This window comes from Nocardioides iriomotensis (assembly GCF_004168035.1).
Taxonomy (GTDB): domain Bacteria; phylum Actinomycetota; class Actinomycetes; order Propionibacteriales; family Nocardioidaceae; genus Nocardioides_B; species Nocardioides_B iriomotensis.
Genome location: NZ_SDPU01000032.1, coordinates 139,380 through 164,537 on the forward strand (window position 1 = coordinate 139,380; position 25,158 = coordinate 164,537).

Genomic DNA, 25,158 nt, shown 5'->3' on the forward strand with positions numbered 1-25,158 from the left:
CGCGAGGTCCCAACCTAGTCGCGGACCGGAGCCGCTTCCACCCGTACGACGATGGTCGGGGGATCGACGACGCCGATTCCCAGCGTGTGGACGGAGGCCGGCCCCGCCCCCAGCGTGCGCAGCTGCTTCCGCGCGTCGTCGATCTCCTCCTGGGCGCTGGACCCCTTCATCGCCATGACGGCGCCCCGGGGGTGAGCGAGGGGCAGCGACCACCGGAGCAGCTTCGGCAGCGGGGCCACCGCGCGGGACGTCACCACGTCGAAGCGGCGGACACCGTGCAGCTCCTCGGCTCGCGCCCGCACGACCTCGACGTGGCCGAGACCCAGGGTCGTCACCACCTCGTCGAGGAAGGTGGTGCGCCGCAGCAGTGGCTCGACGAGCGTCACCGTGAGGTCGGGCCGCGCGATGGCCAGCACCAGACCGGGCAGACCGGCTCCGCTGCCGATGTCGCAGACGGTGGAGCGCTCGGAGACGAGCTCGCCCAGCACCGCGCAGTTCAGAAGGTGCCGCTCCCACAGCCGGGGAGTCTCCCGGGGACCGATCAGGCCGCGGATCACGCCGTCGTGGGCGAGCAGCTCCGCGAAGCGCTCCGCCGTCGGGAGCCCGGCAGCGAACACCCCCCGGGCCTCGGCCGGCGCCGAAGGAGCGGGGGGTGTTTCACGTGAAACGTCGTCCGAGGTCACGACTGTGGCAGCACCACGACGTACCGCCGGGGCTCCTCGCCCTCGGACTCCGACGTCAGTCCGGCGGCGGCCACGGCGTCGTGCACGACCTTGCGCTCGAACGGCGACATCGGCGTCAGCGCCTGCCGCTCGCCGGAGTCCTTGACGGTGGCGACCGTGTCCGCGGCGAGCTTCTCCAGGCGGGCCCGCTTGTCCGCGCGGTGCCCACCGATGTCGAGCATCAGCCGCGAGCGCTCGCCGGTCTCCCGGTACACCGCCAGCCGGGTCAGCTCCTGCAGCGCCTCCAGCACCTCGCCGTCGCGGCCGACGAGCAGGGAGAGGTCGCCGCCCACAATCGACACCGAGGCGCGATCGCCCTCGACGTCCATGTCCAGGTCGCCGTCCAGGTCGGCGATGTCGAGCAGTTCCTCGAGGTAGTCCGCGGCGATCTCGCCCTCGGTCTCCAGCAGATCCTCAGGGCTGCTCGTCGACGAGGCCTCGCCCGAGGGCTCGGTCCCGTCGGTGTCCAGGTCGCTGGCGTCGTTGGCGTCAACGGCCTCGTCGGTGTTGTCGGCGTCGGGCGTCTCGGTGACGTCGTCGGTGTCGGTCACGGGGGTCTGGTCGCTCACGGCGTGCTCCTTGCTGAATCAGGTGAATCAGGCGCGTCAGGTCGGTCGGTCGGATCCGTCGGGTCGGGCGGGCGAGCTCACGCCTGCGACGGCCCCGGTTCCTCGTCGCCGGGCTTCGGCTGCGGGTCCTGGCTGCGGGGGGTGCCCCCCTGCTTCTTGCGCTGGCTGCGCGACTGCTTACGGGGCTGCTGCCGCTGCACCGGCGGCGCGGGCTTCTCCTCGACCTCCGGTGCCGGGGACTCCTCGACCACTCCGCCGTGCCGCTCCGCCTTGCGCTGCGCCTTGTGGGCGTCGCGCTCCTTCTTCGCGGCCTCGGCGGGCGTGCCCGGCGCGGGGTTGTTCCGGATGACGTAGAACTGCTGGCACATCGTCCACAGGTTGGAGGTGGTCCAGTAGAAGAGGACACCGATCGGGAACGCGATGCCACCGACGGCGAACACCAGCGGGAGGACGTAGAGCAGCATCTTCTGCTGCTGGGCGTACGGCCCGGACATCGCGTCCGCCGGCATGTTCTTGCTCATCAGCTGACGCTGGGTGAGGAAGGTCGTCGCGGTCATCGCGATCACCAGGAAGGCGGCCAGCACGCGCACGCTGAGCTCGTCGGTCGACACGAACGTGTCGGAGATCTTCGCGCCCAGGAAGACCGCGTCGCCGAACTGCTTGTTCAGCGTCTCCGTCATGAAGCCGCGCTCCTGCGACGGGTCCTTCGCGGCCTGGTCGATGAGCCGGAAGAGGGCGAGGAAGATCGGCATCTGCAGCAGGATCGGCAGGCACGAGGCGAACGGGTTGGTGCCCGTCTCCTTGTACAGCTTCATCGTCTCCTGGGCGAGACGCTCCCGGTCGTGGCCGTACTTCTTCTGCAGCTCCCGCACCTTCGGCTGGATGAGCTGCATGTTGCGGCTGGACTTGATCTGCTTGACGAACAGCGGGATCAGCGCCGCCCGGATCACCAGGGTCAGGCCGATGATCGACAGCACCCAGGCCAGACCGGTCTCGGGACCGAAGATCCCGCCCCACAGCCGGTGGAAGGCCAGCAGCACGAACGACGTCACGTAGTACAGCGGCGTCATGATGAAGCTGCCGAGGGCTTGGAAGAGGTCGATCACTCAGGCTCCTGGGGCGTGGTGGGTGGCAGTGCTGCCGGGCGTGCCGGGCGAACCCGGCACCGGGTCGTAGCCGCCGGCTGCCCACGGGTGGCAACGGGCGAGTCGGCGGATCGCGAGCCAGCTCCCTCGCACGCTGCCGTGCAGGGTCACCGCCTCGAGCGCGTACGCCGAGCAGGACGGGTGGTACCGGCAGACCTGGCCGTACAGCGGGCTGATCAACAGCCGGTACAGCTTGAGGAAGCCGATGAGCAGATACTTCATGCCGACCGCCCGCCCGCGGGATCGACCGGGTCGCCCAGGACAGCCGGGACGGCCGGGTCGCCCGGGTCGGCCGCGGTCAGGGGGGCCGGGGAGGACACGGTGGAGGAACGACCGAGCAGCCGGTCGAGTGCCCGGTCCAGGTCGGCGCCCAGTTCGGCGTACGACGCGGTCGCCGCCGCCGGCAGCGCCCGGACCACGAGCACAGCAGAGCCCGGCAGCGACGCGTGTCGCTCCCGGGCGAGGTGACGGAGGCGGCGTTTCACCTGGTTGCGGACGACCGCGCCCCCGACGGCCTTGCTGACCACGAAGCCGACCTGGGCGGGGACCGCCTGGTCGTCCTGGTCAGCGACAGCCACGAGGTGGAGCACCATCGTCCGGCTGCCCGCCCGGCGGCCGTGACGGACCGTCCGGGAGAAGCCGCGGCTCGAGGTGAGTCGCTGTGCCCGGGTCAGCACCGGTCGGGCAGCACGGTCGGCCGGATCAGACCGACAGGCTCTTGCGGCCCTTGCGGCGGCGCGACGAGAGGATCGCGCGGCCGGCACGGGTACGCATCCGCAGGCGGAAGCCGTGCACCTTGTGACGGCGACGGTTGTTCGGCTGGTACGTGCGCTTGCTCACGAGCGTGTCTCCGGTGTGTCGGGTGTGCGGTTCCCGGGTCTGACGTGGGAACCATGGTTGGGTCTGTGGGTCGAACGCGATCCTGGCGGAACGGCGGCAGAGTGGGCATGCGACACCGGTCGAGTCCGCTTCGACCTCCCAACGGTACGGGCTGCCCCGGAACAGGGTCAAACTGATCCACCCGCACGCGCGAGACCGCGGTGCCCGGTTCTCCACGGCGGTTCTCCCCGACCTGTGGACAACCGCTTGATCCACAGGCTCGGCGCTTGTTAGCGTGCGGGCCGTCCCGAGTTCCCCACGGTGGACGCCCTCGCAACCCACGACCGGTTCACCAGGTCGTGAGCGGCCCGGAGGTCGGCCGGTCGAAAACCGTCGCTGACCTGCACGGATGTGGCCCTCCGAGGCACGTCCACGGTCTCGGCCCGATCTCCGCCCGCAGCGGCGCCGTCGGATGCACAACCTGTGGACAAAGATGTGGACCACCCGCAGCACCAGGATGGGGAGAACCGCGTGGACGACTCGACCGCCCGCCCGCCGACGGGCCAGACCGACCAGGAGACCGCGACCGGCGCGTCGGCGCCGGACCTGAGCACGGTGTGGCGGACGCTCATCGACGACCTGCCGCCGAGCCAGCGGGCCTGGCTCGCCGCGAGCCGGCCGGTGACCCTCCACGAGCACACCGCGATCGTCGCGGTCGCCGACGACTTCACCCGCAACCAGCTCGAGGGCCGGCTGCGCACCAGGCTCGAGGACGCCCTCGGCCACGCCTTCGGCACCCAGGTCCGGATCGCCGTCACCGTCGACCCCGAGCTCGAGGCCGCCTCGCCGCACCCGGCGACACCCCCGTCGCCGGTCGCGTCGGCCGCGGGCGGCCGCGACGCGGGCGACGGCGGCGCCCCGGCCCCGCTCGGTGACGAGCTCGACACGGGCTACGACACGGGGTCGATCAATCCATCCATCGACTTGTCGACAAATCCACTCGACGTGCCGACGCCGTTCGGCGCCACTGCGCCCAAGCCGGCGGGCACCGCTCTGGAGACCCGCCTCAACCCGAAGTACGTCTTCGAGACCTTCGTCATCGGCTCGTCCAACCGGTTCGCGCACGCCGCGGCGGTCGCGGTGGCGGAGGCGCCGGGCAAGGCCTACAACCCGCTGCTCATCTACGGCGACAGCGGCCTGGGCAAGACCCACCTGCTGCACGCGATCGGCCACTACGTCCGCAGCCTGTTCAACGGCGCCCGGGTCCGCTACGTGAGCTCGGAGGAGTTCACCAACGAGTTCATCAACGCGATCCGCGACGACAAGGCGGCGATGTTCCAGCGCCGCTACCGCGACGTCGACGTCCTGCTGATCGACGACATCCAGTTCCTGGAGGGGAAGATCCAGACGCAGGAGGAGTTCTTCCACACGTTCAACACCCTCCACAACGCCAACAAGCAGATCGTCATCACCTCCGACCGCGCCCCCAAGCGGCTCGAGGCGCTCGAGGACCGGCTCCGCAACCGGTTCGAGTGGGGACTCATCACCGACGTCCAGCCGCCGGACCTCGAGACCCGGATCGCGATCCTCCGCAAGAAGGCCGCGACCGAGCGGATGACCGCGCCGCCCGACGTGCTGGAGTTCATCGCCTCCAAGATCCAGACCAACATCCGCGAGCTCGAGGGCGCCCTGATCCGGGTCACGGCGTTCGCCAGCCTCAACCGCCAGCCGGTCGACCTGACCCTGGCCGAGATCGTGCTCAAGGACCTGATCCCCGAGGGCGGCGAGCCGGAGATCAGCGCGGCGCTGATCATCGCCCAGACCGCGGCGTACTTCGGCCTCTCCATCGACGACCTGTGCGGCTCGAGCCGCAGCCGCGTGCTGGTCACCGGCCGGCAGATCGCGATGTACCTGTGCCGCGAGCTCACCGACCTGTCGCTGCCGAAGATCGGCCAGCAGTTCGGCGGCCGCGACCACACCACCGTGATGCACGCCGACAAGAAGATCCGGCAGCTGCTCGCCGAGCGACGCTCCGTCTACAACCAGGTCACCGAGCTGACCAACCGGATCAAGCAGCAGGCCCGCCAGTCGTGACGCGGGGCCCGTCGGCACCCTCAGGGTGTGGAGCGCGGTGTGAAGAATTGTCATTCCGTCGTGCACGCCCTGTGGACACACAGGTGTACGACGGTCGGCGGCGCCCGACGAACCACAAGCCTCCCCAGCCGCACCGGGTTTCGTCCACACCCCGGCGGGACGACAAATCGACCGCTGACCAGCAGGAACCCCTGTTTTCCACAGTATCCACCGTGCCTGTGAACACGATGGGACTACAGATGGTTCCGACCTGGACCAACTCCGAGACCCGGCCCGATCTGGGGACAACCGGTCCGCAGGCCCTCCCGGTGCCCCGTCCCCGGACGGATCGGACGAATCACAACTTCCGTACTCCCTATGTGCGGCACTCGCTGCGCGTGGCAGGATGCTCACCCCGAGGACTCCTCGGCCCCGTTCTCGTAGTTCCCGCCGACCACCCCGGCGCAGGAGGCGATCACCCGTGAAGTTCCGCGTCGAGCGCGACGTGCTGGCCGATGCCGTCGCGTGGGCGGCTCGCAGCCTGCCGGTCCGGCCGAGCGCCCCCGTGCTGGCCGGCCTCCTCATCGAGACCACCAGCGACGGCCTGCAGCTCAGCACGTTCGACTACGAGACCTCGGCACGTGCGACCGTGCCCGCCGACGTCTCCGAGGAGGGCAAGGCGCTGGTCTCCGGCCGCCTGCTCGCCGACATCTGCCGCAGCCTGCCCGCCAAGCCGGTCGAGATGACGATCGAGGGCGCGAAGGTGTCCCTCACCTGCGGCAGCGCACGGTTCAGCCTGCAGACGATGCCGGTCGAGGAGTACCCCACGCTCCCCGACATGCCCGAGGCCACCGGCACCGTGCCGAGCGACCTGTTCGCCAACGCGGTCAGCCAGGCCGTCACGGCCGCCGGCCGCGACGACATGCTCCCGGTGCTCACCGGTGTGCGACTCGAGATCGACGGCTCCGACCTGTCCCTGCTGGCCACCGACCGGTTCCGGCTCTCGCTGCGCGAGCTCGGCTGGGACCCCGGTGCCACCGACGTGAGCGCCGCCGCGCTGGTGCCGGCCAAGGTGCTCGCCGACACCGCGAAGTCGCTGACCTCCGGTGCCGAGGTGACGATCGCGCTCGCGACGTCGGGCGCCGGCGAGGGCATCATCGGCTTCGAGGGCTCGGCCGGCGGCGGCGTCCGCCGCACCACCACCCGGCTCCTCGACGGCGAGTTCCCCAAGGTGCGCACGCTCTTCCCGACCGAGCAGCAGACGATCGCGCGGGTCGACCGGGCCACCCTCGTCGAGGCGGTCAAGCGCGTCTCGCTCGTCGCCGAGCGCAACACCGCGGTCCAGCTCGCCTTCACCTCCGGCCAGCTCACCCTCGACGCCGGCAGCGGCGACGAGGCGCTGGCGACCGAGCAGATCGACGCCGACGTCAAGGGCGCCGACATCACCACCGGCTTCAACCCGCAGTTCCTGCTCGACGGCCTGACCGCCATGGAGTCCCCGGTGGTCGAGCTCGCGTTCACCCAGGCGTCGAAGCCGGCGGTGATCGTGGGCGTCGACGGGCCGGATGGCGAGGCCGACCTGGCCTTCCGCTACCTGCTGATGCCGCGCCGCCTGCTCTCCTGACCCGCGGCGTAGGCTCGCCCGGTACTCACTGCACCAGCTCGCGCGCGGGAGGAAAGCCATGGAGATCGGCCTGATCGGGCTCGGCAAGATGGGCGGCAACATGCGGGAGCGGATCCGCCGCGCCGGCCACACCGTCGTCGGCTTCGACCGCAACCCCGACGTCAGCGACGTCGACAGCCTCGAGGCACTCGTCGAGGCGCTTCCCTCCCCCAAGGTCGTCTGGGTGATGGTCCCCGCGGGCGACCCGACCCGGGCCACCGTCGAGCAGCTCAAGGACCTCCTCGGCGAGGGCGACATCGTCATCGACGGCGGCAACTCCCGGTGGACCGACGACCAGCGGCACGGCGACCTGCTGGCGGAGAAGGGCATCGGCTTCGTCGACTGCGGCGTCTCCGGCGGCGTGTGGGGTCTCGAGAACGGCTACGCGCTGATGGCCGGCGGCGACCCGGCGCACATCAAGACGGTCCAGCCGGTGTTCGACGCGCTCAAGCCGGAGGGCGAGTTCGGCTGGGTGCACGCCGGCAAGGTCGGCGCCGGGCACTTCTCCAAGATGGTGCACAACGGCATCGAGTACGCCGTGATGCAGGCGTACGCCGAGGGCTGGGAGCTGCTCGAGAAGGTCGAGATGGTCGACAACGTCACCGAGGTCTTCCGCTCCTGGCGCGAGGGAACGGTCATCCGGTCCTGGCTGCTCGACCTGCTCGTCGCCGCGCTCGACGAGGACCAGCACCTCGACGAGATCCGCGGCTACGCCGACGACTCCGGCGAGGGACGCTGGACCGTCGAGGCCGGCATCGAGAACGCCGTCGCCACCCCGGCGATCACCGCCGCGCTGTACGCCCGGTTCGTGTCCCGCCAGGACGACAGCCCCGCGATGAAGGCCGTCGCCGCGATGCGCAACCAGTTCGGCGGGCACGCCACCCACACCGCGGCGCCGCCCGGCGGCGACGCGAGCTGACGCGGGCTCCGGCAGCACTCGTGCACGTCGTCCGTCTCTCCCTGCACGACTTCCGGTCGTACGCCGAGGCCGAGGTCGCCCTCGAGCCGGGCGTGACGTCGTTCGTCGGCCGCAACGGGCAGGGCAAGACCAACCTGGTCGAGGCGGTCGACTACATCGCCCGGCTGTCCTCGCACCGGGTGAGCAGCGACGCCCCGCTCGTCCGGCACGGCGCCGACCAGGCCGTCGTCCGCGCCGCGGTCGTCCGGGACGGCCGGGAGGCGCTGCTGGAGATCGAGATCAACCCCGGCCGGTCCAACCGCGCCCGGATCAACCGGGCCCCGCTCCCCCGCGCCCGCGAGATGCTCGGCCTGGTCCGCACCGTCCTGTTCAGCCCCGAGGACCTGACCCTGGTCAAGGGCGACCCCTCCGACCGGCGCCGGTTCCTCGACGACCTGCTCGTGCTCCGGGCACCGCGGTACGCCGGGGTGCGCGCCGACTACGACCGGGTGCTGCGGCAGCGCAACGCCCTGCTCAAGAACGCCCGCGACCGCGGCGGCCGCCGCGGGCCTGACGAGCACTTCGACAGCACCCTCGAGGTCTGGAACCAGCAGCTCGCCACGCTCGGCGCCGAGCTGCTCACCGCGCGGCTCGTCCTCGTCGACGACCTCGGCCCCCTCGTCGGCCGCGCCTACGAGGCCGTCGCCCAGACGAAGAACTGGGCCAGCCGCGACGACGCGAACCTGGAGTACCGGGCGTCCTTCGAGCTGCCCGAGACCCGCGACCGGGTCGTCGTGCGGGACGCGCTGCTCGCCGAGCTCGAGCGCCGCAAGGCCGACGAGGTCCAGCGCGGGGTGAGCCTGGTCGGGCCACACCGCGACGAGCTGTACCTCGGCCTCGGACCACTGCCGGTGAAGGGCTACGCCTCCCACGGGGAGTCCTGGTCGTTCGCGCTGGCGCTGCGGCTGGCCTCCTACGACCTGCTGCGCAGCGAGGGCGACGACCCGATCCTGATCCTCGACGACGTGTTCGCCGAGCTCGACACCGAGCGTCGCGAACGCCTGGCCGAGCTGGTCGCCGGCGCCGAGCAGGTCCTGGTCACCGCGGCGGTCGCCGCCGACGTGCCCGCCGCGTTGCGGGGCCGCCGCGTCGACGTGGTCGACGGGAAGGTGGCGGCCCGTGCCGACTGAGCCCCACGACCCCACTCCCCAGGAGCCACCCGGCGAGACAACCTCGCCGGGCGACGACCACCGGGACACCGGCCTGGACCTGGCCCGCTCGATCGCCCGCGGACTGGCCGGCACGGGCGGACCCGCCAAGCGGCGCCGCCCCGCCGGGAGCCGGCGCGGCCGGCCCCGCCGTACAGACCCGTCGGCCAGCGGCGCGCACCCCGACGACCGCGACCCCCAGCTGCTCGACCACACCATCGGCCGGCTCATCGCCGACCAGGGCTGGGGCACCGACGTCCGGGTGCACGGCGTCTTCAGCCGCTGGGAGCACCTGGTCGGCCGCGAGGTCGCCCAGCACTGCCGGCCCGAGTCGTTCACCCCCGGCGACCGCGCCGACGGCGGCGGCACCCTGGTGATCCGCACCGACTCCACCGCGTGGGCCACCCAGATGAAGCTGCTCGCGCCCACCGTGCTGACCCGTCTCAACGACGAGCTCGGCGACGGCACCGTCACCCTGATCGACGTGCTCGGTCCGCACGTGCCGAGCTGGAAGAAGGGCCTGCGCTCGGTCAAGGGTGGCCGCGGCCCGCGCGACACCTACGGCTGACCCGACCCGCTCCCCGGGTCACTCGACGCACGGCCCGCTGAGCCGATCTGGCGGCCCCGCGGCCGTATGGGGACCAACGACCGCCCCCCGCAGCCCGCCGCAGGTGCCCTGTGAGGCCCACAATCGCCCTTTCTCGCGTCGGATCCCCCCGAAACACGAGTCGTACTGTCTCGTCTGACGCCCTGGCGGGTACACTGGGCGGTGAGGTCGACTCCCGAGCGACGCACTGCCGAGGTCGACCTTCGTCATGCCGCCACCGGCGGTGCGACCCCCCGAGATGAACAGCGCAAAGGATGGCTCGTGGCCGACCAGCCCACTCCGGAAGACATCGCCGAGACCGCTGCGGCCCTCGCCCCCGCCGGCAGCAACCACGCCGTCGAGGACGGCAAGTACGACGCCTCCGCCATCCAGGTCCTCGAGGGCCTGGAGGCGGTCCGCAAGCGTCCCGGCATGTACATCGGCTCCACCGGCGAGCGCGGACTGCACCACCTGATCTGGGAGATCGTCGACAACGCGGTCGACGAGGCCCTCGCCGGGCACTGCGACCGGATCGTGGTGACCCTGCTCGAGGACGGTGCCGTCCGCGTCTCCGACAACGGCCGCGGCATCCCGACCGACACCGCGCCCGGCCAGGAGATGCCGGCCGTGACGATGGCGCTGACGATGCTGCACGCCGGCGGCAAGTTCGGCGGTGGCGGCTACAAGGTCTCCGGCGGCCTGCACGGTGTCGGCGTCTCGGTGGTCAACGCCCTGAGCAGCACGCTCCAGGTCGACGTCCGCAACCGCGGCCACCACTGGCGGCAGACCTTCAGCCTCGGCGTGCCGGACGGGCCGCTCCAGCAGCTCGAGGAGACCGACGAGACCGGGACGACCGTGACGTTCTGGGCCTCACCGGACATCTTCGAGACCACGACGTACTCCCTCGAGACCATCACCCACCGCATCCGCGAGATGGCCTTCCTCAACCGGGGCCTCGAGATCGTCGTCCGCGACGAGCGTGCCGACGCCGACGACATCGCCGAGGCGGTCGCCGACGACACGATCAGCAGCGAGGTCGACGGTGGTCACGACGCCATCCGCGGTGACGGCGCCGCGCTCGAGCAGCGGTTCAGGTACGACCGCGGCCTCATCGACTACGTCGAGCACCTCAACCGGCGCAAGGAGAAGGCGAACCCGTCGATCATCTCCTTCTCGGCCGAGCAGGACGGCACCGACAACCGCAGCGCGATGAGCCTCGAGATCGCGATGCAGTGGAACACCTCGTTCCAGGAGTCGGTGCACACCTTCGCCAACACGATCAACACCCACGAGGGCGGCACCCACGAGGAGGGCTTCCGCGCCGCGCTCACCAGCCTGGTCAACAACTGGGGCGAGGAGTGGGGCCTGATCAAGAAGAAGGAGGACCGGGTCTCCGGTGACGACATCCGCGAGGGCCTGACCGCGATCATCTCGATCAAGCTCGGCGAGCCGCAGTTCGAGGGGCAGACCAAGACCAAGCTCGGCAACACCGAGGCCAAGAGCTTCGTGCAGCGGCTGGTCAACGAGCAGCTCGGCGACTGGCTCGGCCAGAACCCCGCCGAGGGCAAGGACATCGTCCGCAAGGCCCAGGCCGCGGCGACCGCCCGGATCGCCGCGCGCAAGGCCCGCGACCTCGCCCGTAGCCGCAAGGGCCTGCTCGGCGGCGGAGGCCTCCCCGGCAAGCTCGCCGACTGCCAGTCGACCAACCCCGCCGAGTGCGAGGTCTTCATCGTCGAGGGCGACTCCGCCGGCGGCTCGGCCAAGTCCGGCCGCGACCCGCGCGTCCAGGCGATCCTGCCGATCCGCGGAAAGATCCTGAACGTCGAGAAGGCCCGTCTCGACAAGGTCCTGGGCAACCAGGAGGTGCAGGCGATCATCTCCGCGCTCGGCACCGGCATCCACGAGGAGTTCGACCTCGACAAGCTGCGCTACCACAAGGTGGTGCTGATGGCCGACGCCGACGTCGACGGCCACCACATCAACACCCTGCTGCTGACGCTGCTGTTCCGCTTCATGCGCCCGCTGATCGAGCACGGCCACGTCTACATGGCGCAGCCGCCGCTCTACCGCCTGCGCTGGAACAAGCCGGCCGAGCACGAGTTCGTCTACTCCGACGCCGAGCGCGACGCCCTGCTGCGCGCCGGCCAGGAGGAGGGCAAGAAGCTGCCCAAGGACAACCCCGTCCAGCGCTACAAGGGTCTCGGCGAGATGAACGCCGACGAGCTGTGGGAGACCACGATGGACCCCGACCAGCGGCTGATGCTCCAGGTGACCCTCGACGACGCGGCCCAGGCCGACGAGATCTTCTCGATCCTCATGGGCGAGGACGTCGAGCAGCGCCGCTCGTTCATCCAGCGCAACGCCAAGGACGTCAGGTTCCTGGACATCTAGTCCGGAACCCCCCGCACCCCGTCGTACGACGAAGAAAGCTGACCTGTGACTGAGAACGTGATCGAGCCCGGCGGCCGGATCGAGCCGGTGGAGCTGCAGACCTCCATGCAGCGCGCCTACATCGACTACGCGATGGCCGTCATCGTCGGGCGCGCGCTGCCCGACGTGCGAGACGGGCTCAAGCCGGTGCACCGCCGCGTCCTCTACGCCATGTACGACGGGGGCTACCGCCCCGACCGCGGCTTCTCCAAGTGCTCGCGCGTCGTCGGCGACGTGATGGGTCAGTACCACCCGCACGGCGACTCCGCGATCTACGACACCCTGGTCCGGCTCGCGCAGCCGTGGGTGATGCGCGCGCCGCTGATCAACGGCCAGGGCAACTTCGGCTCGCCGGGCAACGACCCCGCGGCCGCGATGCGGTACACCGAGTGCCGGATGGCGCCGCTGGCCATGGAGATGGTCCGCGACATCGACGAGGACACCGTCGACTTCGCGCCCAACTACGACGGTCGCTCGCAGGAGCCGACGATCCTTCCGGCGCGGTTCCCCAACCTGCTGGTCAACGGCTCGGCCGGCATCGCGGTCGGCATGGCGACCAACATCCCGCCGCACAACCTGCGTGAGGTCGCCGAGGGTGCGCAGTGGGCGCTCGAGCACCCCGACGCCACCCGTGAGGAGCTGCAGGACGCGCTCATCGAGCGGGTCAAGGGTCCCGACTTCCCCAACGCCGCGCTGATCGTCGGCCGGCAGGGCATCGAGCAGACCTACCGCACGGGTCGTGGCTCGATCACCCAGCGCGCGGTGATCGAGATCGACGAGGACTCCAAGGGCCGCACCAACCTCGTCATCACCGAGCTGCCCTACATGGTCAACCCGGACAACCTCGCGCTGAAGATCGCGGAGCTCGCCGACAGCGGCAGGGTGCAGGGCATCGCCGACGTCCGCGACGACACCTCCTCGCGCACCGGTCAGCGCCTGGTCGTCGTGCTCAAGCGCGACGCCGTCGCCCGGGTGGTGCTCAACAACCTGCTCAAGCACACCGAGCTGCAGACCAACTTCAGCGCCAACATGCTCGCGCTCGTCGACGGCGTGCCGCGCACGCTGACGATCGACCAGTTCGTCAGCCACTGGGTGGCCCACCAGATCGAGGTCATCCAGCGGCGGACCCGCTTCCGCCTGGCCGAGGCCGAGCGTCGCGCCCACATCCAGCGCGGCCTGGTCAAGGCGCTCGACGCGCTCGACGAGGTCATCGCCCTCATCCGGCGCAGCCCCGACGTCGACGAGGCCCGCACCGGCCTGATCCAGCTGCTCGACATCGACGAGGTGCAGGCGCAGGCCATCCTCGACATGCAGCTGCGCCGGCTCGCGGCCCTCGAGCGGCAGAAGATCGTCGACGAGCTGGCCCGCCTCGAGGCGGTCATCGCCGACCTCGAGGACATCCTGGCCAGCGAGCCCCGCCAGCGGCAGATCGTCGGCGACGAGCTCGCCGAGATCGTGGAGCGCTACGGCAACGACCGCCGTACCCAGATCATCCCCGCCGACGGCGACCTGTCGATGGAGGACCTGATCCCCGACGAGGACCTCGTCGTCACGATCACCCGCGGCGGCTACGCCAAGCGCACCCGCGCCGACCAGTACCGCATCCAGAAGCGCGGCGGCAAGGGCGTCCGCGGTGCGCAGCTCCGCGGCGACGACGTCGTCGAGCACTTCATGGCGACCAGCAACCACCACTGGCTGCTGTTCTTCACCACGGCCGGGCGGGTCTACCGCACCAAGGCCTACAACCTGCCCGAGGCCTCGCGCGACGCGCGCGGCGGGCACGTCGCCGGGCTGCTGTCGTTCCAGCCCGACGAGGAGATCGCCCAGGTGCTGGCGATCCGCGACTACGACCAGGCGCCGTACCTCGTGCTCGCCACCCGCAGCGGCCTGGTCAAGAAGACCAGCCTCGGCGACTACAACAGCCCGCGGCAGGCCGGCGTCATCGCGATCAACTTCCGCGAGGACGACGACGAGCTGATCGGGGCCGAGCTGGTCGGCGACGACGACCACGTGCTGCTGGTGTCGAAGAAGGGCCAGGCGATCCGGTTCCTCTCCACCGACATGCGCGCGATGGGCCGGGCGACCTCCGGCGTGACCGGCATGAAGTTCCGCGAGGGCGACGAGATGCTCTCGATGTCCGTGATCCGGGGGGAGCAGATCGCCGCCGAGGAGGCCGCCCACGAGAAGGCGGCGGCGACCGGCGAGTCCACCGCGGCCGGCGACCTGCCCGACGTGCAGGAGCAGTACGTCTTCACGATCACCGACGGCGGTTTCGCGAAGCGGACGTCGATCGCCGACTACCGCCTCCAGACCCGCGGAGGAATCGGGATCAAGACCATGAAGCAGGACGACGACCGCGGCAACCTGGTCGGCGCCTTCATCGTGGTCGAGGGCGACGAGGTGCTCGCGATCAAGTCGTCCGGCCAGGTCACCCGCTCCGCGATCGACGACAACCTGCGGCCCACCGGCCGCGACACCAAGGGTGTCCGGTTCGTCGGGGTGAGCGACGGGGACGCCGTGGCCCAGGTCGCGCGCAGCGTCGAGCGGGCACCCGAGATCGAGGAGGCCGTCGAGGAGGCGGAGGAGGAGTCCGCCGCCGAGGCCGCCGAGGCCGCCGCGGGAGACGCGGTTCAGGCCACGGATTCCGCCGAGGTGTCGGATGACCAGGGGGATGCGACAATCGACAGCGACCCTGCCGTCGATGGCGCCCCCGACCAGACCACTGAGGAGTCCTGATGGCTGACCGCCGTGGCGACGACACTCCACTCGCCCCACGACGCTCGCTCGGAACCCCGGGTCGCAGCACGGCCGACGACGAGTCCCGGCGTCCGCTGAGCGAGCGGGTCTCCGCCGCCGTGTCCGCCGCGAGCAGCGCGGTGCAGCAGGCCGCGTCCCCGTCCGGGCCGAGCACCCGGACGACGACCCCGTCGCGACCGGGACCGGTGCCCGGCCGTCCCGCGGCGTCCTCGCCCCGGCCCGGGCGGACCCGTCGTGCCCGGCTGCGGCTGGTGCACCTCGACCCGTGGTCGGTGATGAAGACGTCGTTCCTGCTGTCGATCGCCTTCGGCATCGTCACCGTGGTGTCGGTCGCGGTCGTCTGGGCGGTGCTCGGCGCGGCCGGCGTGTGGGACTCGATCAACTCCACCGTCACCGACGTGCTGGGCGGCGAGTCGGCGTCGACGTTCGACATCCAGAACTACGTCGGCACCAGTCGCGTGCTCGGCTTCACGATGATCGTCGCGGTCGTCGACGTCATCCTGATCACGGCCATCGCGACCCTGGGCGCGTTCCTCTACAACCTCGCCGCGGCACTGCTCGGCGGGCTCGAGGTCACCCTCGCCGAGGACGACCACTGAGCGTCGGCCTCGGTTTGGGCGGCGCCGAGACGATGCGGTAATCTCTCCCGTCGGCGCGACCGACCCGCGAGATCCTCATCCGCGGCACGTCGCGCGCTGCATGCGGGCCTATAGCTCAGACGGTTAGAGCGCTTCCCTGATAAGGAAGAGGTCAGAGGTTCAAGTCCTCTTAGGCCCACCGATCCGAACCCCCGCTGACGCGCGTCGTCCGCGGGGGTTCGTCGTTCCGGGCTCGGCGCCTCAGCCGAGCAGCAGCCAGGCCAGGCCGGCGGCGACCAGCAGCGCGACCACCACGAGCAGCGGGGCGACCCAGGAGCGTGCGGTCTCCCCGTCGCGCTCCTCCGCGCGGTCGACGAAGGCCTGGAACATCTCCGTGGGCGCGCCGGGATCGAGATCGTCGTCGGTAGGCATGGTCCAGCAACTTACACGAACGACCCGACCCGGTCGCCGGTTGATCAGACCGGTGTCTCCTCGACCGCCTCGCCCTCGCGCGGCACGGCGGCACCCGGCACAGTCGGTGAGCCGGAGAGCACGGCGCGGGCCTTGCCGGACGTCTTCGCGGTGTACATCGCCTGGTCGGCGGTGCGCAGCAGCCAGTGCGCGACGGCGCCCCTCTCGGAGCCGACCGAGTCGTCGGGCGGCGTGAGCAGCACGGGTACGGCGAGCCGGTCCTCGGCGCGGTTGCGCGGCTGGGACGTCGGCGGCGGGGTGGCCCAGTGCTGGGTCACCCCCACGCTCATCGTCACCTTGACCTCGTGGCCGCCGAGGAAGAACGGGCGGCGCATCTGCTCCACCACCCGGGTGGCGATCCGCTCGGCGTCGTTGGGGTTGTCGAGCAGCATCGCGAACTCGTCGCCACCGAGTCGGGCCACCGTGTCCTCGCCGCGGACGCAGCCGAGCAGCCGCTCGGCGACCAGCTGCAGCAGCAGGTCTCCGGCGTCGTGGCCGTGCACGTCGTTGACCTGCTTGAAGTCGTCGAGGTCGCAGAACAGCAGACCCAGCTCGGCGGTCGGCCGCTGCAGCGCGTGGTCGAGACGGTCGGTGAACAGCGCGCGGTTCGGCAGTCCGGTCAGGTGGTCGTGCAGCGCCTGGTGCTCGAGCAGGTCGTGCGCGCGACCGAGCTCGACGAAGAGTCGCCGGTTCTCGGCCATCGCGAGGAACTGCCGCGCCAGCACGAAGACCACGAGGCTCGCGGCGAGAAGCACGTCGACCAACGGGTCCTCGGGTGTGCGGACCAGGTCGAGCGCCACGGCGATGCCGGCGGCGCCGAACGGCAGGTACGGCAGGGCGGCCGCGACGAGCGACTGGTCGTGCTCGTCGGCGTACGCCGTACTCCCGCGGCGGGCGATGCCGTGCTGCCCGAGCGCGGCCGCTCCGACGAGCAGGAAGCCGAACACCCAGCCACTGCTCACCACGTCGGCCGACGTGTAGGAGCCGATCGACACCAGGTAGAGGTAGGCACTGTCCGCGAGGGCCAGCGCGCCGAGGCCGAGCGCGAGCACGACGAGAACGTCGCGCTCCTCACGGCGGCCGCGGGCGACGGCGAGGAGGACGAGCGTGCCGAGGATGACGTCCCCGATCGGGTAGGCCATCGAGAGGCCGGTCGACAGCCAGTCGCTGCCGCCCTCGGCGACGACCGAGCCCAGGCTGGTGACCCACGAGAGCACGAGCAGCGACAGCGCGATGATCGCGCCGTCGAGCACGTCGCGGGCGCGGGCCGCGAGGGTGCTCTGGCTGCCGAGCCACAGCAGCAGCCCGACGCCCGAGGCGATCGGGAAGATCAGGAAGCCGACGTCCGACAGCGAGGGGAACGGGACCTCGGTGCCGGTCACCTCGTAGCAGGTCCACACCACCTGGCCGGCCGCCCAGGCGCCGACGCCCAGGGACAGCCAGCGCCAGGCACGCGGGTGCCGGTCGTCGCTGCGGGAAGCGACCCAGCACAGGACGCTCGCGGCGGTGACAGCGGCGAGCTGGCCGAGGTTGCTGATCAGGGTGATCGCCTCGTCGCCCAGGCCGGGCAGGCGCAGCGATCCGACGAACAGGAGGCCCAGGACCCCGGCCAGGGCAGCGCAGAACCAGGTACGCATCGGCGTTCCTCCCCGTCGGCCGGTGCAAGGCGGGGTCGTCAGACGGCGGCTGCCGGGTCCCCGATGGTGCGAGTCAGGAGTTCGAGGATAGGGTGACGCGGCTCGCGCGCGTGGTCACTTCCCGCGAGTCCTTGACGACTCCGCGTCCGGTCTAGCCCACCCTGGTTGCTAGGCTTCACCCTCGGTCCGACGGGGTCAGGACGTTGTCGAGGACGAGAGGTTCCACCGTGAAGAAGCTGCTGTTCATCGCGCTCGCCGCCGCAGGTGCGGTGCTCGCCAACCGGAAGCTCAAGGCCGGCCAGCAGGAGCAGGCGCTCTGGGCCGAGGCGACCGACAGCGTCACCAAGCAGTCCTGATCCACACCCCGTCCCGCGCACGCGGGGCACTCGGGGGCCATGGCGCAATTGGTAGCGCACCTGCTTTGCAAGCAGGGGGTTAGGGGTTCGAGTCCCCTTGGCTCCACCACAGGTCAGTCGCCGGCGCCTCGCCAGGGTCGCCCGAGTCACGGCGAGGACCGTCAGGACCGCACGAGGCGCAAGGTCGGCGTCGCCGGGGCGTTTGAGTGTCCGGACGGGACCTCCGCGCGGAGACTGAACCAGACTGACTTTCCCTCAGCGTGCTCCGCAACACCCCAGTCGGTGGACAAGACGTCCACGATGACCAGCCCTCGCCCACCGTCCGCGCCGAGCCGTTCGACGCCCGGCGCCACGGCGGTGGTGTCACCGGCCCCGTCGATCACGTCCACGCGCAAGGTGTCGCCGTCGATCTCGGCCATGACAACGCAGCCGGTGCGTGCGTGCAGCACCGCGTTGGTCACGAGCTCGCTGACCAACAGCGAGGCGTTGTCACTGAGGTCGCCCACGTCGCAGGTCGCGCAGACGCCCTCGATCCACCGGCGGGCGCGGGCAGGACCATCGAGCCCCACCCCCAGCTCGATCCTCTCGCGCACCATGCCTCCAGCCATCTGCCCCGGCAGACGGACCTTCGAGGAAACTCTCCGCCCCTCCAGTACCCACCCACAAGCCTGCTAATCAGAGCCGGAATCTGTGGGGACTCCCGGAAGCGCACTAGGATCCCGATGTCACTACCAGGGCTCCTGCGACTGTCGAGGCAGAGAAGGGCTCCACTCCCGCGAGGGGAGGCTTCCATGACCGAAGAACGAGACCGGATCGCCGACGAACGAGACCAGATCGCGGACGAACGAGACCGGATCGCGGACGAACGGGAGCCGCTCGTACCGGACGGCGGATCCGGCATCGACGCCGTGCAGCTGGACCGATGGCAGCGGGCGTTCGAGGAGCGAGATGCGGCCGATCGGCGCCGGGTCGAGGCCGGGCAGCTGCGCGACGAAGCGGCGGAAGATCGGGCGAACGGCGGCGGCCTTGCCGACGAGCCTGAGGCAGACGAACGCGAGCATGCCGCCAACCGGCGCGAGCGCGAGGCGAACCGGCGAGAGCGAGCGCTCGACCACCAGGATCGCGACGACCTCCTGCGGGTGGTCGGCCCCGACCTCGTCGAGGTCGTGGAGGCGTCCATCAGGATGCTGCTCGAACGCGCGGACCAGCGCGACGTGCGCGCCGAAGCACGAGACAGAGCGGCCGAACGCCGCGACGCGGCCGCCGAGGTCGCGGGACGTGAGCCGGACCGTGCGCGATGGGATCGGGGGCTGGCCGCCGTGGACCGGATCCTCAGCGGTGAGGACCGCGACGAGGCAGCGGCTGACCGTGCCGAGCTCATCGCCATCATCAGGACCCTCCTCGCAAGAGGTTGAGGCGCGATCGTTCGCGACGCTCACGTCAGCCGATGGGCACGCAGGGGTGAGGGGTTCGAGTCCCTGTGGCTCCACTCCCTCTACATCGCGGTCAGGACGATGCTGCAGCCACCGGACGGGCCGTTGGTGATGAACAGGTCGTCGACCAGCTGCCGCGCCACCCACAGCCCCATCGGCTGACGCTCCCCGGGATGACGCAGGCCGGTCAGCGGGTCCAGGTCTCCCGGTCCGCAGTCCTCGACCCGACAGGTCAGCAACGCCACGTCCGCCCACAGCGTCACGGACACGGGAGGGGCACCGTGGACGAGGCCGTTCGCAGCGACCTCGTGCACCGCCATGAGGAACTGCTCGACCGTGTCGGAGGACACGGCGCTGGCATCGCGCGCAGCGGCCAGGAGCAGGTGGCGAGCCGGCGTCAGGTCGTTCAGGTCGTCGATCGTCGCCGTCGCGGACGGTCGCCAGGTCGGCAGGGTCGGAACCCGGGCGAGCGGGCTGGCCAGGAACGCCGCGGGGTCGACGTACTCCCCGTTGGGGCGGCTGGTCGGGCCGGCGCCGAACGAGGCGTGCGTGGCCCGGACGGCCTCGATCACGGGGGCCGGCGTCGTCCTGGTGTCGTAGGTGCACAACGCGCGGAACGGGTAGGCGGCGAGGGCTTCGTCGACGCTGGACTCGTAGCGGTTCCAGGCGCCCTGCGCCGCGTGGTCCCGGCCCAGTGGAACCGTGCCGGTCACCCAGAGCTCCGTCGTCTCCGGTAGCTCTGCCAACCGCCGCTGGTAGCTGAACAGTGTCCTCGAAGGCTCCAGGTAGAGCTCCTCGTCGAACCCGTACTCGAGCCGTGGCGCGTCTCCGAGCGCCCGGCGCATCAATGCGACCCGGTCCCGGGTGCCGTGGACCAGCACCTGACCGCCGGACTCGAGCCCCTCGGCAACGAACGCCTGGGTGCCCTCGACCAGCCCGTCGTCGGTGGAGTGCAGCAGGAGACCGTGGCTGTAGTCGGGGTGCGCGCCGGCCAGGGGTGTCATCCGGGCGCCTCCATCAAGAGTCCTGGTTCGTGTCCGACGCCGAACAGCTGCAAGAGACGGTCCACCTGCGGCTGTGCGCCCCGCAACCGGACCTGGCCGCCGCGCCGGCGATAAGGCTCCGTCCCGCCCACCAGCGTGCGGATCCCGCCGATGTCGACGAAGTAGAGCCCGCTCAGGTCCAGGACGAAGAGCGGGCACGGCGTCCCGGTCGTTGCGGCCAGCAGCACCGAGCGAAGGATGTCCCGGTTGGAGATGTCGAGCTCGCCCGACACGGCGAGGCCGGCCTCCTCGAGCGGTGCCGTCTGGAGCAGCTCCTCCCGCATCCCGGCACCGTGGGCCGTGCTGACGGAGCCGATCCGGTCCAGGGACTCGCGAGCCGGGTACTGGCACATCACGGACACCGGCCGCGACCTGCACACCTCGTCCGTCGCCCGCTCGATCTCGGCCTGTCGGCCTTGTGGCATCACGCCCCAGGTGGCCGTCGCGTCCGCCGACCAGCGGACGGAGGGGTACCGGTGCAGCGCCTCCTCGATGGCACGTTCCTGCCACGCGAGATCGTGGACTCCTTGGTCGGCCGGGACGACCTCGATCTGGCCGCTGGCCATCGCGTCGACGGCGTCCGGCTGGTCCAGGAGCAGCGCTGCCAGCGATCGGGCGAGCGACACGTCCTCACGCTCGACGTAGAAGATCTTCGCGCCGACGTCCAGGCCGCGCCGGACCCACGCCGCCACCCCGAGACGTCGCTGCGGCTCACCTTCGTAAACGAGGAGGAGATGACCGTCCCAACCCGGTCGCCACCCGACGGGATCCACGAAGGAAATCTACGCCGCTTCCGACCGCCGGCTCCGTCCGATCCGCACGCTGTCTGGACAGCAGCCGCCGCCGTTTCGGGAGGCACGGCACGCCCCCGCTCACGGACATGTGGGGGCACCGGGAGCGGGGGCGCGGTTCGGGTCCATGCCGGTGTTGGGGTGGCCAGGACCCGGCTCAGGGGTGTGGGCATCCGTTTCGGATAGCTGGGATTCGCGGCCGTGGACTCGACCGAACGTTCGTCGGGGACGACGCTCCTGGGGTCGGCGGGGTGCGCGTCGGCGGCGCAGGAGTGGCCTTGCCGCCCAGGTTAGGCGAATCACTTGCGGTGTCCAACGGTCAGTTCCCTGTACCGCCTCGAACCGCTCACCGACCGGCTGGGAGCAGGCGTTGACGTGCCCGCAAGACCGGTGCAACAGTGATGTCACAAAGATCGTATACGAAATGACGAGTACGGAGCCGCCTCCCGCAAGGAGATGAACCGTGACGACCAGGCAGTCTCGGATGCCGTCGACACACCCACCCAGAGCCGTCAGGACCGCACTCCTTCCACTTGTCGTGGCGGGGATGCTGCTGCTCGGCGCGTGCTACCCGGTGCAGCCGCGCGCGGCGTCGCCCGACCGTGAGGACGTCACGACGGTCAGCGCGGAAGGCGACCAGGTCCGCGAGGGAGGTGACCTGGTGATGGGCCTCTCGGCCGACCCCGACGTGCTCGACCCGACGACGTCGTCGTCCCTCTACACGCGCTACGTCATGAGCTCGATCTGCGAGAAGCTCTACGACATCGACGCCGAGGGCTCGATCGTGCCGCAGCTGGCGACCGACCTGCCGGAGATCGAGGACCAGGGTCGCACCGTGCGGATCCCGCTGCGCGACGGCGTCGAGTTCGCCGACGGCACGCCCTTCGACGCTGAGGCGGTACGGCGCAGCCTGGAGCGACACCTCACCCAGGAGGACTCGGCCCGGGCCGCCGAGATGGGCCCGATCGAGGACATCGAGGCGGTCGACGACAGCACCGTCGAGCTGCACTACGAGACGCCGTTCTCCCCGATCACCGCCAGCCTCGCCGACCGCGCCGGGATGATCATGAGCCCGAAGGCGCTCGACGACCTCGGCGACGACTTCGGCAACAACCCGGTCTGCGTGGGACCGTTCAAGTTCGTCGAGCGGGTGCCGGCGACGTCGATCGTGGTGGAGAAGGACCCGCGCTACTACGCCGCGGACGAGGTCCACCTCGACACGATCACCTACCGGATCATGACCGACGCCAACATTCGGGCCGCCAACCTGCAGTCAGGCGACGTGCAGGTGGTCGACTCGGTGTCGCCGACGACGATCGACACCCTGCGCCGCGAGCCCGGGATCGGGCTGCTGCAGACCGGCTCGCTCGGCTACCAGGCGATCACCTTCAACGTCGGCAACACCGACGGCGTCGGCGAACCACCGGGGAAGGTGGACTCACCGATGGCCGGAGACCCGCGGCTGCGCCAGGCGTTCGAGCTGTCGCTGGACCGCGAGGCCCTGGTGAACTCCGTGTTCAGCAACTGGTTCGAGCCGGCGTGCTCGCCGATCTCGCCGGACACCGAGTTCGCCACCGAGGCGAGCAACGCCTGCCCGCCGTACGATCCGAAGAAGTCCCGCGCGCTGCTCGAGCGGGCCGGGGTGCACACGCCGGTGAAGCTGACCATGAAGGTCACCAACACTCCGGACACGCTGCGGCTCGCGCAGGCGATCCAGGGCAGCGTCTCCGCGGGCGGTTTCGACGTCGAGATCGAGCCGGTGGAGTACACCACGCTGCTCGACAACCAGAGCAACGGTGACTTCCAGGTGCTCCAGCTCGGCTGGTCCGGGCGCATCGACCCGCACGGCAACATGTACGCCTTCCTCGCCACCGGCCAGTCCTCCAACTACTCCGGCTACAGCAACGAGGAGGTCGACGACCTCCTGACCGAGGCGGCCGAGCAGGTCGACATGGACCAGCGCGCGAGGACGTACGGCGAGGTCGTCACCCAGGTGCAGAAGGACGACCCGCTCATCTATCTCTACCGCCAGCGCAACCTCACCGCCTACTCCGACGACCTCACCGGTGTGAGCACCTTCGCCGACGGCGTCGTCCGGCTCAGCCGCGCCGGCTTCGTGGAAGGGGACCAGGACTGATGGCCACCTACCTGCTCAACCGGCTCTGGCAGTCGCTGGCGACGCTCTTCCTCGCCTCGGTCGTCGTCTTCGTCGGCGTGCGGGCCCTGCCCGGCGACCCCGCGCTCGCCCTCGCAGGCGAGGAGGCCGACCCCGCCACCCTCGCCGCCGTGCGCGCCGACCTCGGGCTCGACCAGCCGCTCGTCGCGCAGTACGGCGCCTTCGTGAAGAACCTCCTCCAGGGCGACCTCGGCACCTCCATCGCGACCGGCGTGCCGGTCACCGACCTGATCGCGACGACGCTGCCGGTCACGCTCTGGCTCAGCCTGTACGCCGTCACCATCGCGATCGTCGTCGGCATCGGCGCCGGCGTCGCGGCGGCCGTGCACCGCGGCCGCTGGCCCGAGTGGTTCGCCAACGGGTTCACCCTGGTCGGCCTGTCGGTGCCCAGCTTCTGGCTCGGCATCCTGGCGATCCTCTACCTCGCGGTCGGGCTGCGCTGGTTCCCCGCCTCCGGGTACGTCGCCGTGAGCGAGGAGCCCCTGCGCGGGCTCTACTACCTGACCCTCCCGGCCGTCGTGCTCGGCACCGCGCTCGCGGCCGTCGTGATGCGGCAGACCCGGTCGTCGATGCTCGACACCCTCTCGGCCGACTACGTCCGCACCGCCCGGGCCAAGGGACTGCGCAACCGGCACGTGCTGACCCGGTTCGCGCTGCGCAACTCCCTGATCGTCGTCGTCACGATCATCGGCCTGCAGCTCGGCGGTCTCGTCTCCGGTGCGGTCGTCACCGAGCGGATCTTCGGCCTGCCGGGCTTCGGCAAGCTCACGCTCGACAGCGTGTTCACCCGCGACTACCCGGTGATCCAGGCGGTCGTGATCATCACGACGTTCGCCTACATCGTCATCAACCTGGCGATCGACCTCCTCTACTCACTGATCAACCCCCGGATCCGGGTCGGAGGGAGCACCCGATGAGCGAAGCGACCCCCGTCACCCAGACCGCCGAGATCGACCTGGGCGGCCAGCGCGGCCAGGTGCTGCGCCAGATCGCGCGCAACCCGCTCGGCGTCGTCGGCGGACTGCTGCTGCTCGCCGTCGTGCTCACCGCGGTGCTCGCGCCCCTGCTCGCGCCGTACTCCCCGGAGCAGGTCCACTTCGACACCCCGTTCCAGCGCGCCTTCACCGTCGGCTTCCCGCTGGGCACCGACGACCTGGGCCGCGACATCCTGTCGCGGATCGTCTACGGCACCCGCGTCTCCCTGCTGGTCGGGGCGCTCGCCGTGCTGCTCGCGGTCGTGGTCGGCACCCCGCTCGGCCTCCTCGCCGGGTACGTCGGATGGGTGGACGTGATCGTCTCCCGGCTGACCGACCTGACCCTGGCGTTCCCGTTCCTGATCATCGCCGTCGGGCTCGCGGCCATCAACGGACCCAGCGTCGGCAACGCCGCCGTCGCGCTCGGCATCGCCCAGGTGCCGACGATGGTGCGCGTCGTGCGGGCGGAGACGCTGCGGCACAAGGAGCTCGAGTTCGTCCTGGCGGCGCGCAGCCTCGACGCCGGTGGCGGCCGGATCCTCGGCCAGCACATCCTGCCCAACGCGCTGTCGGCGGTGATCGTGCAGGCGACTGTGATCATGCCGGTCGCGGTCATCGGCGAGGCCCTGCTGTCCTTCCTCGGCCTCGGCATCCAGCCGCCCACGCCGAGCCTCGGGATCATGCTGTCCGACGCGCAGCAGTACATCTTCCGTGCGCCCACCGCGGCCGTCTTCCCCGGCCTCGCGATCGCGGTGATCTGCCTCGGCTTCAACCTCTTCGGCGACGCGCTCCGCGACGCCCTCGACCCCACGACCAGGAAGCGGTGACC

24 protein-coding genes and 2 tRNA genes are annotated in these 25,158 nt (G+C 70.8%); 15 read left to right on the top strand and 11 right to left on the bottom strand.

All coding sequences use genetic code 11. The features are described 5' to 3' along the window. Window positions 1-14: 14 nt before the first annotated feature. The 6 genes from rsmG to rpmH all read right to left on the bottom strand — a co-directional run bounded on the left by rsmG (window position 15) and on the right by rpmH (window position 3,276). On the bottom strand, window positions 15-617 hold the full coding sequence (gene rsmG, locus ETU37_RS17740; protein WP_240755808.1) for a 16S rRNA (guanine(527)-N(7))-methyltransferase RsmG: 603 nt from the start codon (window positions 615-617) through the stop codon (window positions 15-17). 62 nt (window positions 618-679) lie between these two features. Further along, window positions 680-1,291, bottom strand: coding sequence for a Jag family protein (locus ETU37_RS17745; RefSeq protein ID WP_420819118.1), 612 nt, complete (start codon window positions 1,289-1,291; stop codon window positions 680-682). A 77-nt stretch (window positions 1,292-1,368) separates the two neighbouring features. Beyond that, window positions 1,369-2,397 carry a membrane protein insertase YidC gene (gene yidC / locus ETU37_RS17750; RefSeq protein WP_129988678.1) on the bottom strand — a complete coding sequence of 343 codons (1,029 nt, stop codon included), beginning with the start codon at window positions 2,395-2,397 and terminating at the stop codon, window positions 1,369-1,371. After that, window positions 2,398-2,658 (bottom strand): membrane protein insertion efficiency factor YidD, encoded by a 261-nt coding sequence (gene yidD / locus ETU37_RS17755; RefSeq protein ID WP_129988679.1) that lies wholly within the window; start codon window positions 2,656-2,658, stop codon window positions 2,398-2,400. Continuing rightward, window positions 2,655-3,200: a ribonuclease P protein component gene (gene rnpA / locus ETU37_RS17760; RefSeq protein WP_338068625.1), complete on the bottom strand. Its 546-nt coding sequence runs from the start codon at window positions 3,198-3,200 to the stop codon at window positions 2,655-2,657. The genes yidD and rnpA overlap by 4 nt, the downstream gene beginning before the upstream one ends. Next, on the bottom strand, window positions 3,139-3,276 hold the full coding sequence (gene rpmH / locus ETU37_RS17765; RefSeq protein WP_109507056.1) for a 50S ribosomal protein L34: 138 nt from the start codon (window positions 3,274-3,276) through the stop codon (window positions 3,139-3,141). Before rpmH ends, rnpA begins: the two co-directional genes overlap by 62 nt. Before the next feature lie 585 nt (window positions 3,277-3,861). Here rpmH and dnaA point away from each other — a divergent pair. From dnaA to ETU37_RS17810, 9 genes are all read left to right on the top strand, one after another. Then, window positions 3,862-5,349, top strand: coding sequence for a chromosomal replication initiator protein DnaA (dnaA, locus tag ETU37_RS17770; protein ID WP_129988800.1), 1,488 nt, complete (start codon window positions 3,862-3,864; stop codon window positions 5,347-5,349). A 460-nt stretch (window positions 5,350-5,809) separates the two neighbouring features. Further along, entirely contained in the window at window positions 5,810-6,952 is a 1,143-nt protein-coding gene (gene dnaN / locus ETU37_RS17775; protein ID WP_129988681.1) for a DNA polymerase III subunit beta, read from the top strand. A 58-nt stretch (window positions 6,953-7,010) separates the two neighbouring features. Continuing rightward, window positions 7,011-7,910 carry a phosphogluconate dehydrogenase (NAD(+)-dependent, decarboxylating) gene (gene gnd, locus ETU37_RS17780; RefSeq protein WP_129988682.1) on the top strand — a complete coding sequence of 300 codons (900 nt, stop codon included), beginning with the start codon at window positions 7,011-7,013 and terminating at the stop codon, window positions 7,908-7,910. 20 nt (window positions 7,911-7,930) lie between these two features. Next, window positions 7,931-9,079: a DNA replication/repair protein RecF gene (gene recF / locus ETU37_RS17785; protein WP_129988683.1), complete on the top strand. Its 1,149-nt coding sequence runs from the start codon at window positions 7,931-7,933 to the stop codon at window positions 9,077-9,079. Continuing rightward, window positions 9,069-9,665, top strand: coding sequence for a DciA family protein (locus tag ETU37_RS17790; RefSeq protein WP_206054012.1), 597 nt, complete (start codon window positions 9,069-9,071; stop codon window positions 9,663-9,665). Before recF ends, ETU37_RS17790 begins: the two co-directional genes overlap by 11 nt. A 300-nt stretch (window positions 9,666-9,965) precedes the next feature. Continuing rightward, complete coding sequence (gene gyrB, locus ETU37_RS17795) at window positions 9,966-12,074, top strand: DNA topoisomerase (ATP-hydrolyzing) subunit B (protein WP_420819119.1); 2,109 nt, start codon at window positions 9,966-9,968, stop codon at window positions 12,072-12,074. 45 nt (window positions 12,075-12,119) lie between these two features. Next, the gene (gene gyrA / locus ETU37_RS17800) at window positions 12,120-14,849 is read left to right on the top strand and encodes a DNA gyrase subunit A (RefSeq protein ID WP_129988684.1); all 2,730 of its coding nucleotides are present in this window, start codon (window positions 12,120-12,122) and stop codon (window positions 14,847-14,849) included. Then, window positions 14,849-15,469, top strand: a complete 621-nt coding sequence (locus ETU37_RS17805) for a DUF3566 domain-containing protein (RefSeq protein ID WP_129988685.1) — start codon at window positions 14,849-14,851, stop codon at window positions 15,467-15,469. The genes gyrA and ETU37_RS17805 overlap by 1 nt, the downstream gene beginning before the upstream one ends. 104 nt (window positions 15,470-15,573) lie before the next feature. Next, a tRNA-Ile gene (locus ETU37_RS17810) sits at window positions 15,574-15,647 on the top strand. 62 nt (window positions 15,648-15,709) lie between these two features. Here ETU37_RS17810 and ETU37_RS23315 read toward each other — a convergent pair. Further along, window positions 15,710-15,880, bottom strand: a complete 171-nt coding sequence (locus tag ETU37_RS23315; protein ID WP_165372588.1) for a hypothetical protein — start codon at window positions 15,878-15,880, stop codon at window positions 15,710-15,712. Between the two features lie 44 nt (window positions 15,881-15,924). Continuing rightward, the gene (locus ETU37_RS17815) at window positions 15,925-17,556 is read right to left on the bottom strand and encodes a GGDEF domain-containing protein (protein ID WP_129988686.1); all 1,632 of its coding nucleotides are present in this window, start codon (window positions 17,554-17,556) and stop codon (window positions 15,925-15,927) included. 227 nt (window positions 17,557-17,783) lie between these two features. On the opposite strand from ETU37_RS17815, the gene ETU37_RS23720 reads away from it, so the two are divergent. Then, complete coding sequence (locus tag ETU37_RS23720; protein ID WP_240755809.1) at window positions 17,784-17,912, top strand: DLW-39 family protein; 129 nt, start codon at window positions 17,784-17,786, stop codon at window positions 17,910-17,912. 33 nt (window positions 17,913-17,945) lie between these two features. Beyond that, window positions 17,946-18,021, top strand: a tRNA-Ala gene (locus ETU37_RS17820). Window positions 18,022-18,073: 52 nt separating this feature from the next. Here ETU37_RS17820 and ETU37_RS17825 read toward each other — a convergent pair. Next, window positions 18,074-18,508 carry an ATP-binding protein gene (locus tag ETU37_RS17825; RefSeq protein WP_165372589.1) on the bottom strand — a complete coding sequence of 145 codons (435 nt, stop codon included), beginning with the start codon at window positions 18,506-18,508 and terminating at the stop codon, window positions 18,074-18,076. 195 nt (window positions 18,509-18,703) lie between these two features. On the opposite strand from ETU37_RS17825, the gene ETU37_RS17830 reads away from it, so the two are divergent. After that, window positions 18,704-19,327, top strand: coding sequence for a hypothetical protein (locus tag ETU37_RS17830; protein WP_129988688.1), 624 nt, complete (start codon window positions 18,704-18,706; stop codon window positions 19,325-19,327). Window positions 19,328-19,407: 80 nt separating this feature from the next. Here ETU37_RS17830 and ETU37_RS17835 read toward each other — a convergent pair whose 3' ends face one another. Then, window positions 19,408-20,349, bottom strand: a complete 942-nt coding sequence (locus ETU37_RS17835) for a sensor histidine kinase (protein WP_129988689.1) — start codon at window positions 20,347-20,349, stop codon at window positions 19,408-19,410. Next, complete coding sequence (locus ETU37_RS17840) at window positions 20,346-21,161, bottom strand: MEDS domain-containing protein (RefSeq protein ID WP_129988690.1); 816 nt, start codon at window positions 21,159-21,161, stop codon at window positions 20,346-20,348. Before ETU37_RS17840 ends, ETU37_RS17835 begins: the two co-directional genes overlap by 4 nt. Before the next feature lie 565 nt (window positions 21,162-21,726). Between ETU37_RS17840 and ETU37_RS17845 the strand changes: the two genes are divergently transcribed. From ETU37_RS17845 to ETU37_RS17855, 3 genes are read left to right on the top strand one after another with little or no spacing between them, the layout of a single operon-like run. Beyond that, window positions 21,727-23,316 (top strand): ABC transporter substrate-binding protein, encoded by a 1,590-nt coding sequence (locus ETU37_RS17845; RefSeq protein ID WP_240755810.1) that lies wholly within the window; start codon window positions 21,727-21,729, stop codon window positions 23,314-23,316. Beyond that, window positions 23,316-24,272 (top strand): ABC transporter permease, encoded by a 957-nt coding sequence (locus ETU37_RS17850; RefSeq protein ID WP_129988691.1) that lies wholly within the window; start codon window positions 23,316-23,318, stop codon window positions 24,270-24,272. The genes ETU37_RS17845 and ETU37_RS17850 overlap by 1 nt, the downstream gene beginning before the upstream one ends. Then, entirely contained in the window at window positions 24,269-25,156 is an 888-nt protein-coding gene (locus tag ETU37_RS17855; RefSeq protein WP_129988692.1) for an ABC transporter permease, read from the top strand. Before ETU37_RS17850 ends, ETU37_RS17855 begins: the two co-directional genes overlap by 4 nt. Window positions 25,157-25,158 lie beyond the last annotated feature (2 nt).

Excerpts from the sequence above, each read along its gene's own strand:
- gnd (WP_129988682.1), top strand. The coding sequence starts at position 7,011 with ATGGAGATCGGCCTGATCGGGCTCGGCAAGATGGGCGGCAACATGCGG.
- ETU37_RS17815 (WP_129988686.1), bottom strand. The coding sequence starts at position 17,556 with ATGCGTACCTGGTTCTGCGCTGCCCTGGCCGGGGTCCTGGGCCTCCTG.
- ETU37_RS17850 (WP_129988691.1), top strand. The coding sequence starts at position 23,316 with ATGGCCACCTACCTGCTCAACCGGCTCTGGCAGTCGCTGGCGACGCTC.
- yidD (WP_129988679.1), bottom strand. The coding sequence starts at position 2,658 with ATGAAGTATCTGCTCATCGGCTTCCTCAAGCTGTACCGGCTGTTGATC.
- ETU37_RS17845 (WP_240755810.1), top strand. The coding sequence starts at position 21,727 with ATGCTGCTGCTCGGCGCGTGCTACCCGGTGCAGCCGCGCGCGGCGTCG.
- ETU37_RS17830 (WP_129988688.1), top strand. The coding sequence starts at position 18,704 with ATGACCGAAGAACGAGACCGGATCGCCGACGAACGAGACCAGATCGCG.
- ETU37_RS23315 (WP_165372588.1), bottom strand. The coding sequence starts at position 15,880 with ATGCCTACCGACGACGATCTCGATCCCGGCGCGCCCACGGAGATGTTC.
- ETU37_RS17805 (WP_129988685.1), top strand. The coding sequence starts at position 14,849 with ATGGCTGACCGCCGTGGCGACGACACTCCACTCGCCCCACGACGCTCG.
- ETU37_RS17835 (WP_129988689.1), bottom strand. The coding sequence starts at position 20,349 with ATGACACCCCTGGCCGGCGCGCACCCCGACTACAGCCACGGTCTCCTG.
- ETU37_RS17825 (WP_165372589.1), bottom strand. The coding sequence starts at position 18,508 with ATGGTGCGCGAGAGGATCGAGCTGGGGGTGGGGCTCGATGGTCCTGCC.
- ETU37_RS17855 (WP_129988692.1), top strand. The coding sequence starts at position 24,269 with ATGAGCGAAGCGACCCCCGTCACCCAGACCGCCGAGATCGACCTGGGC.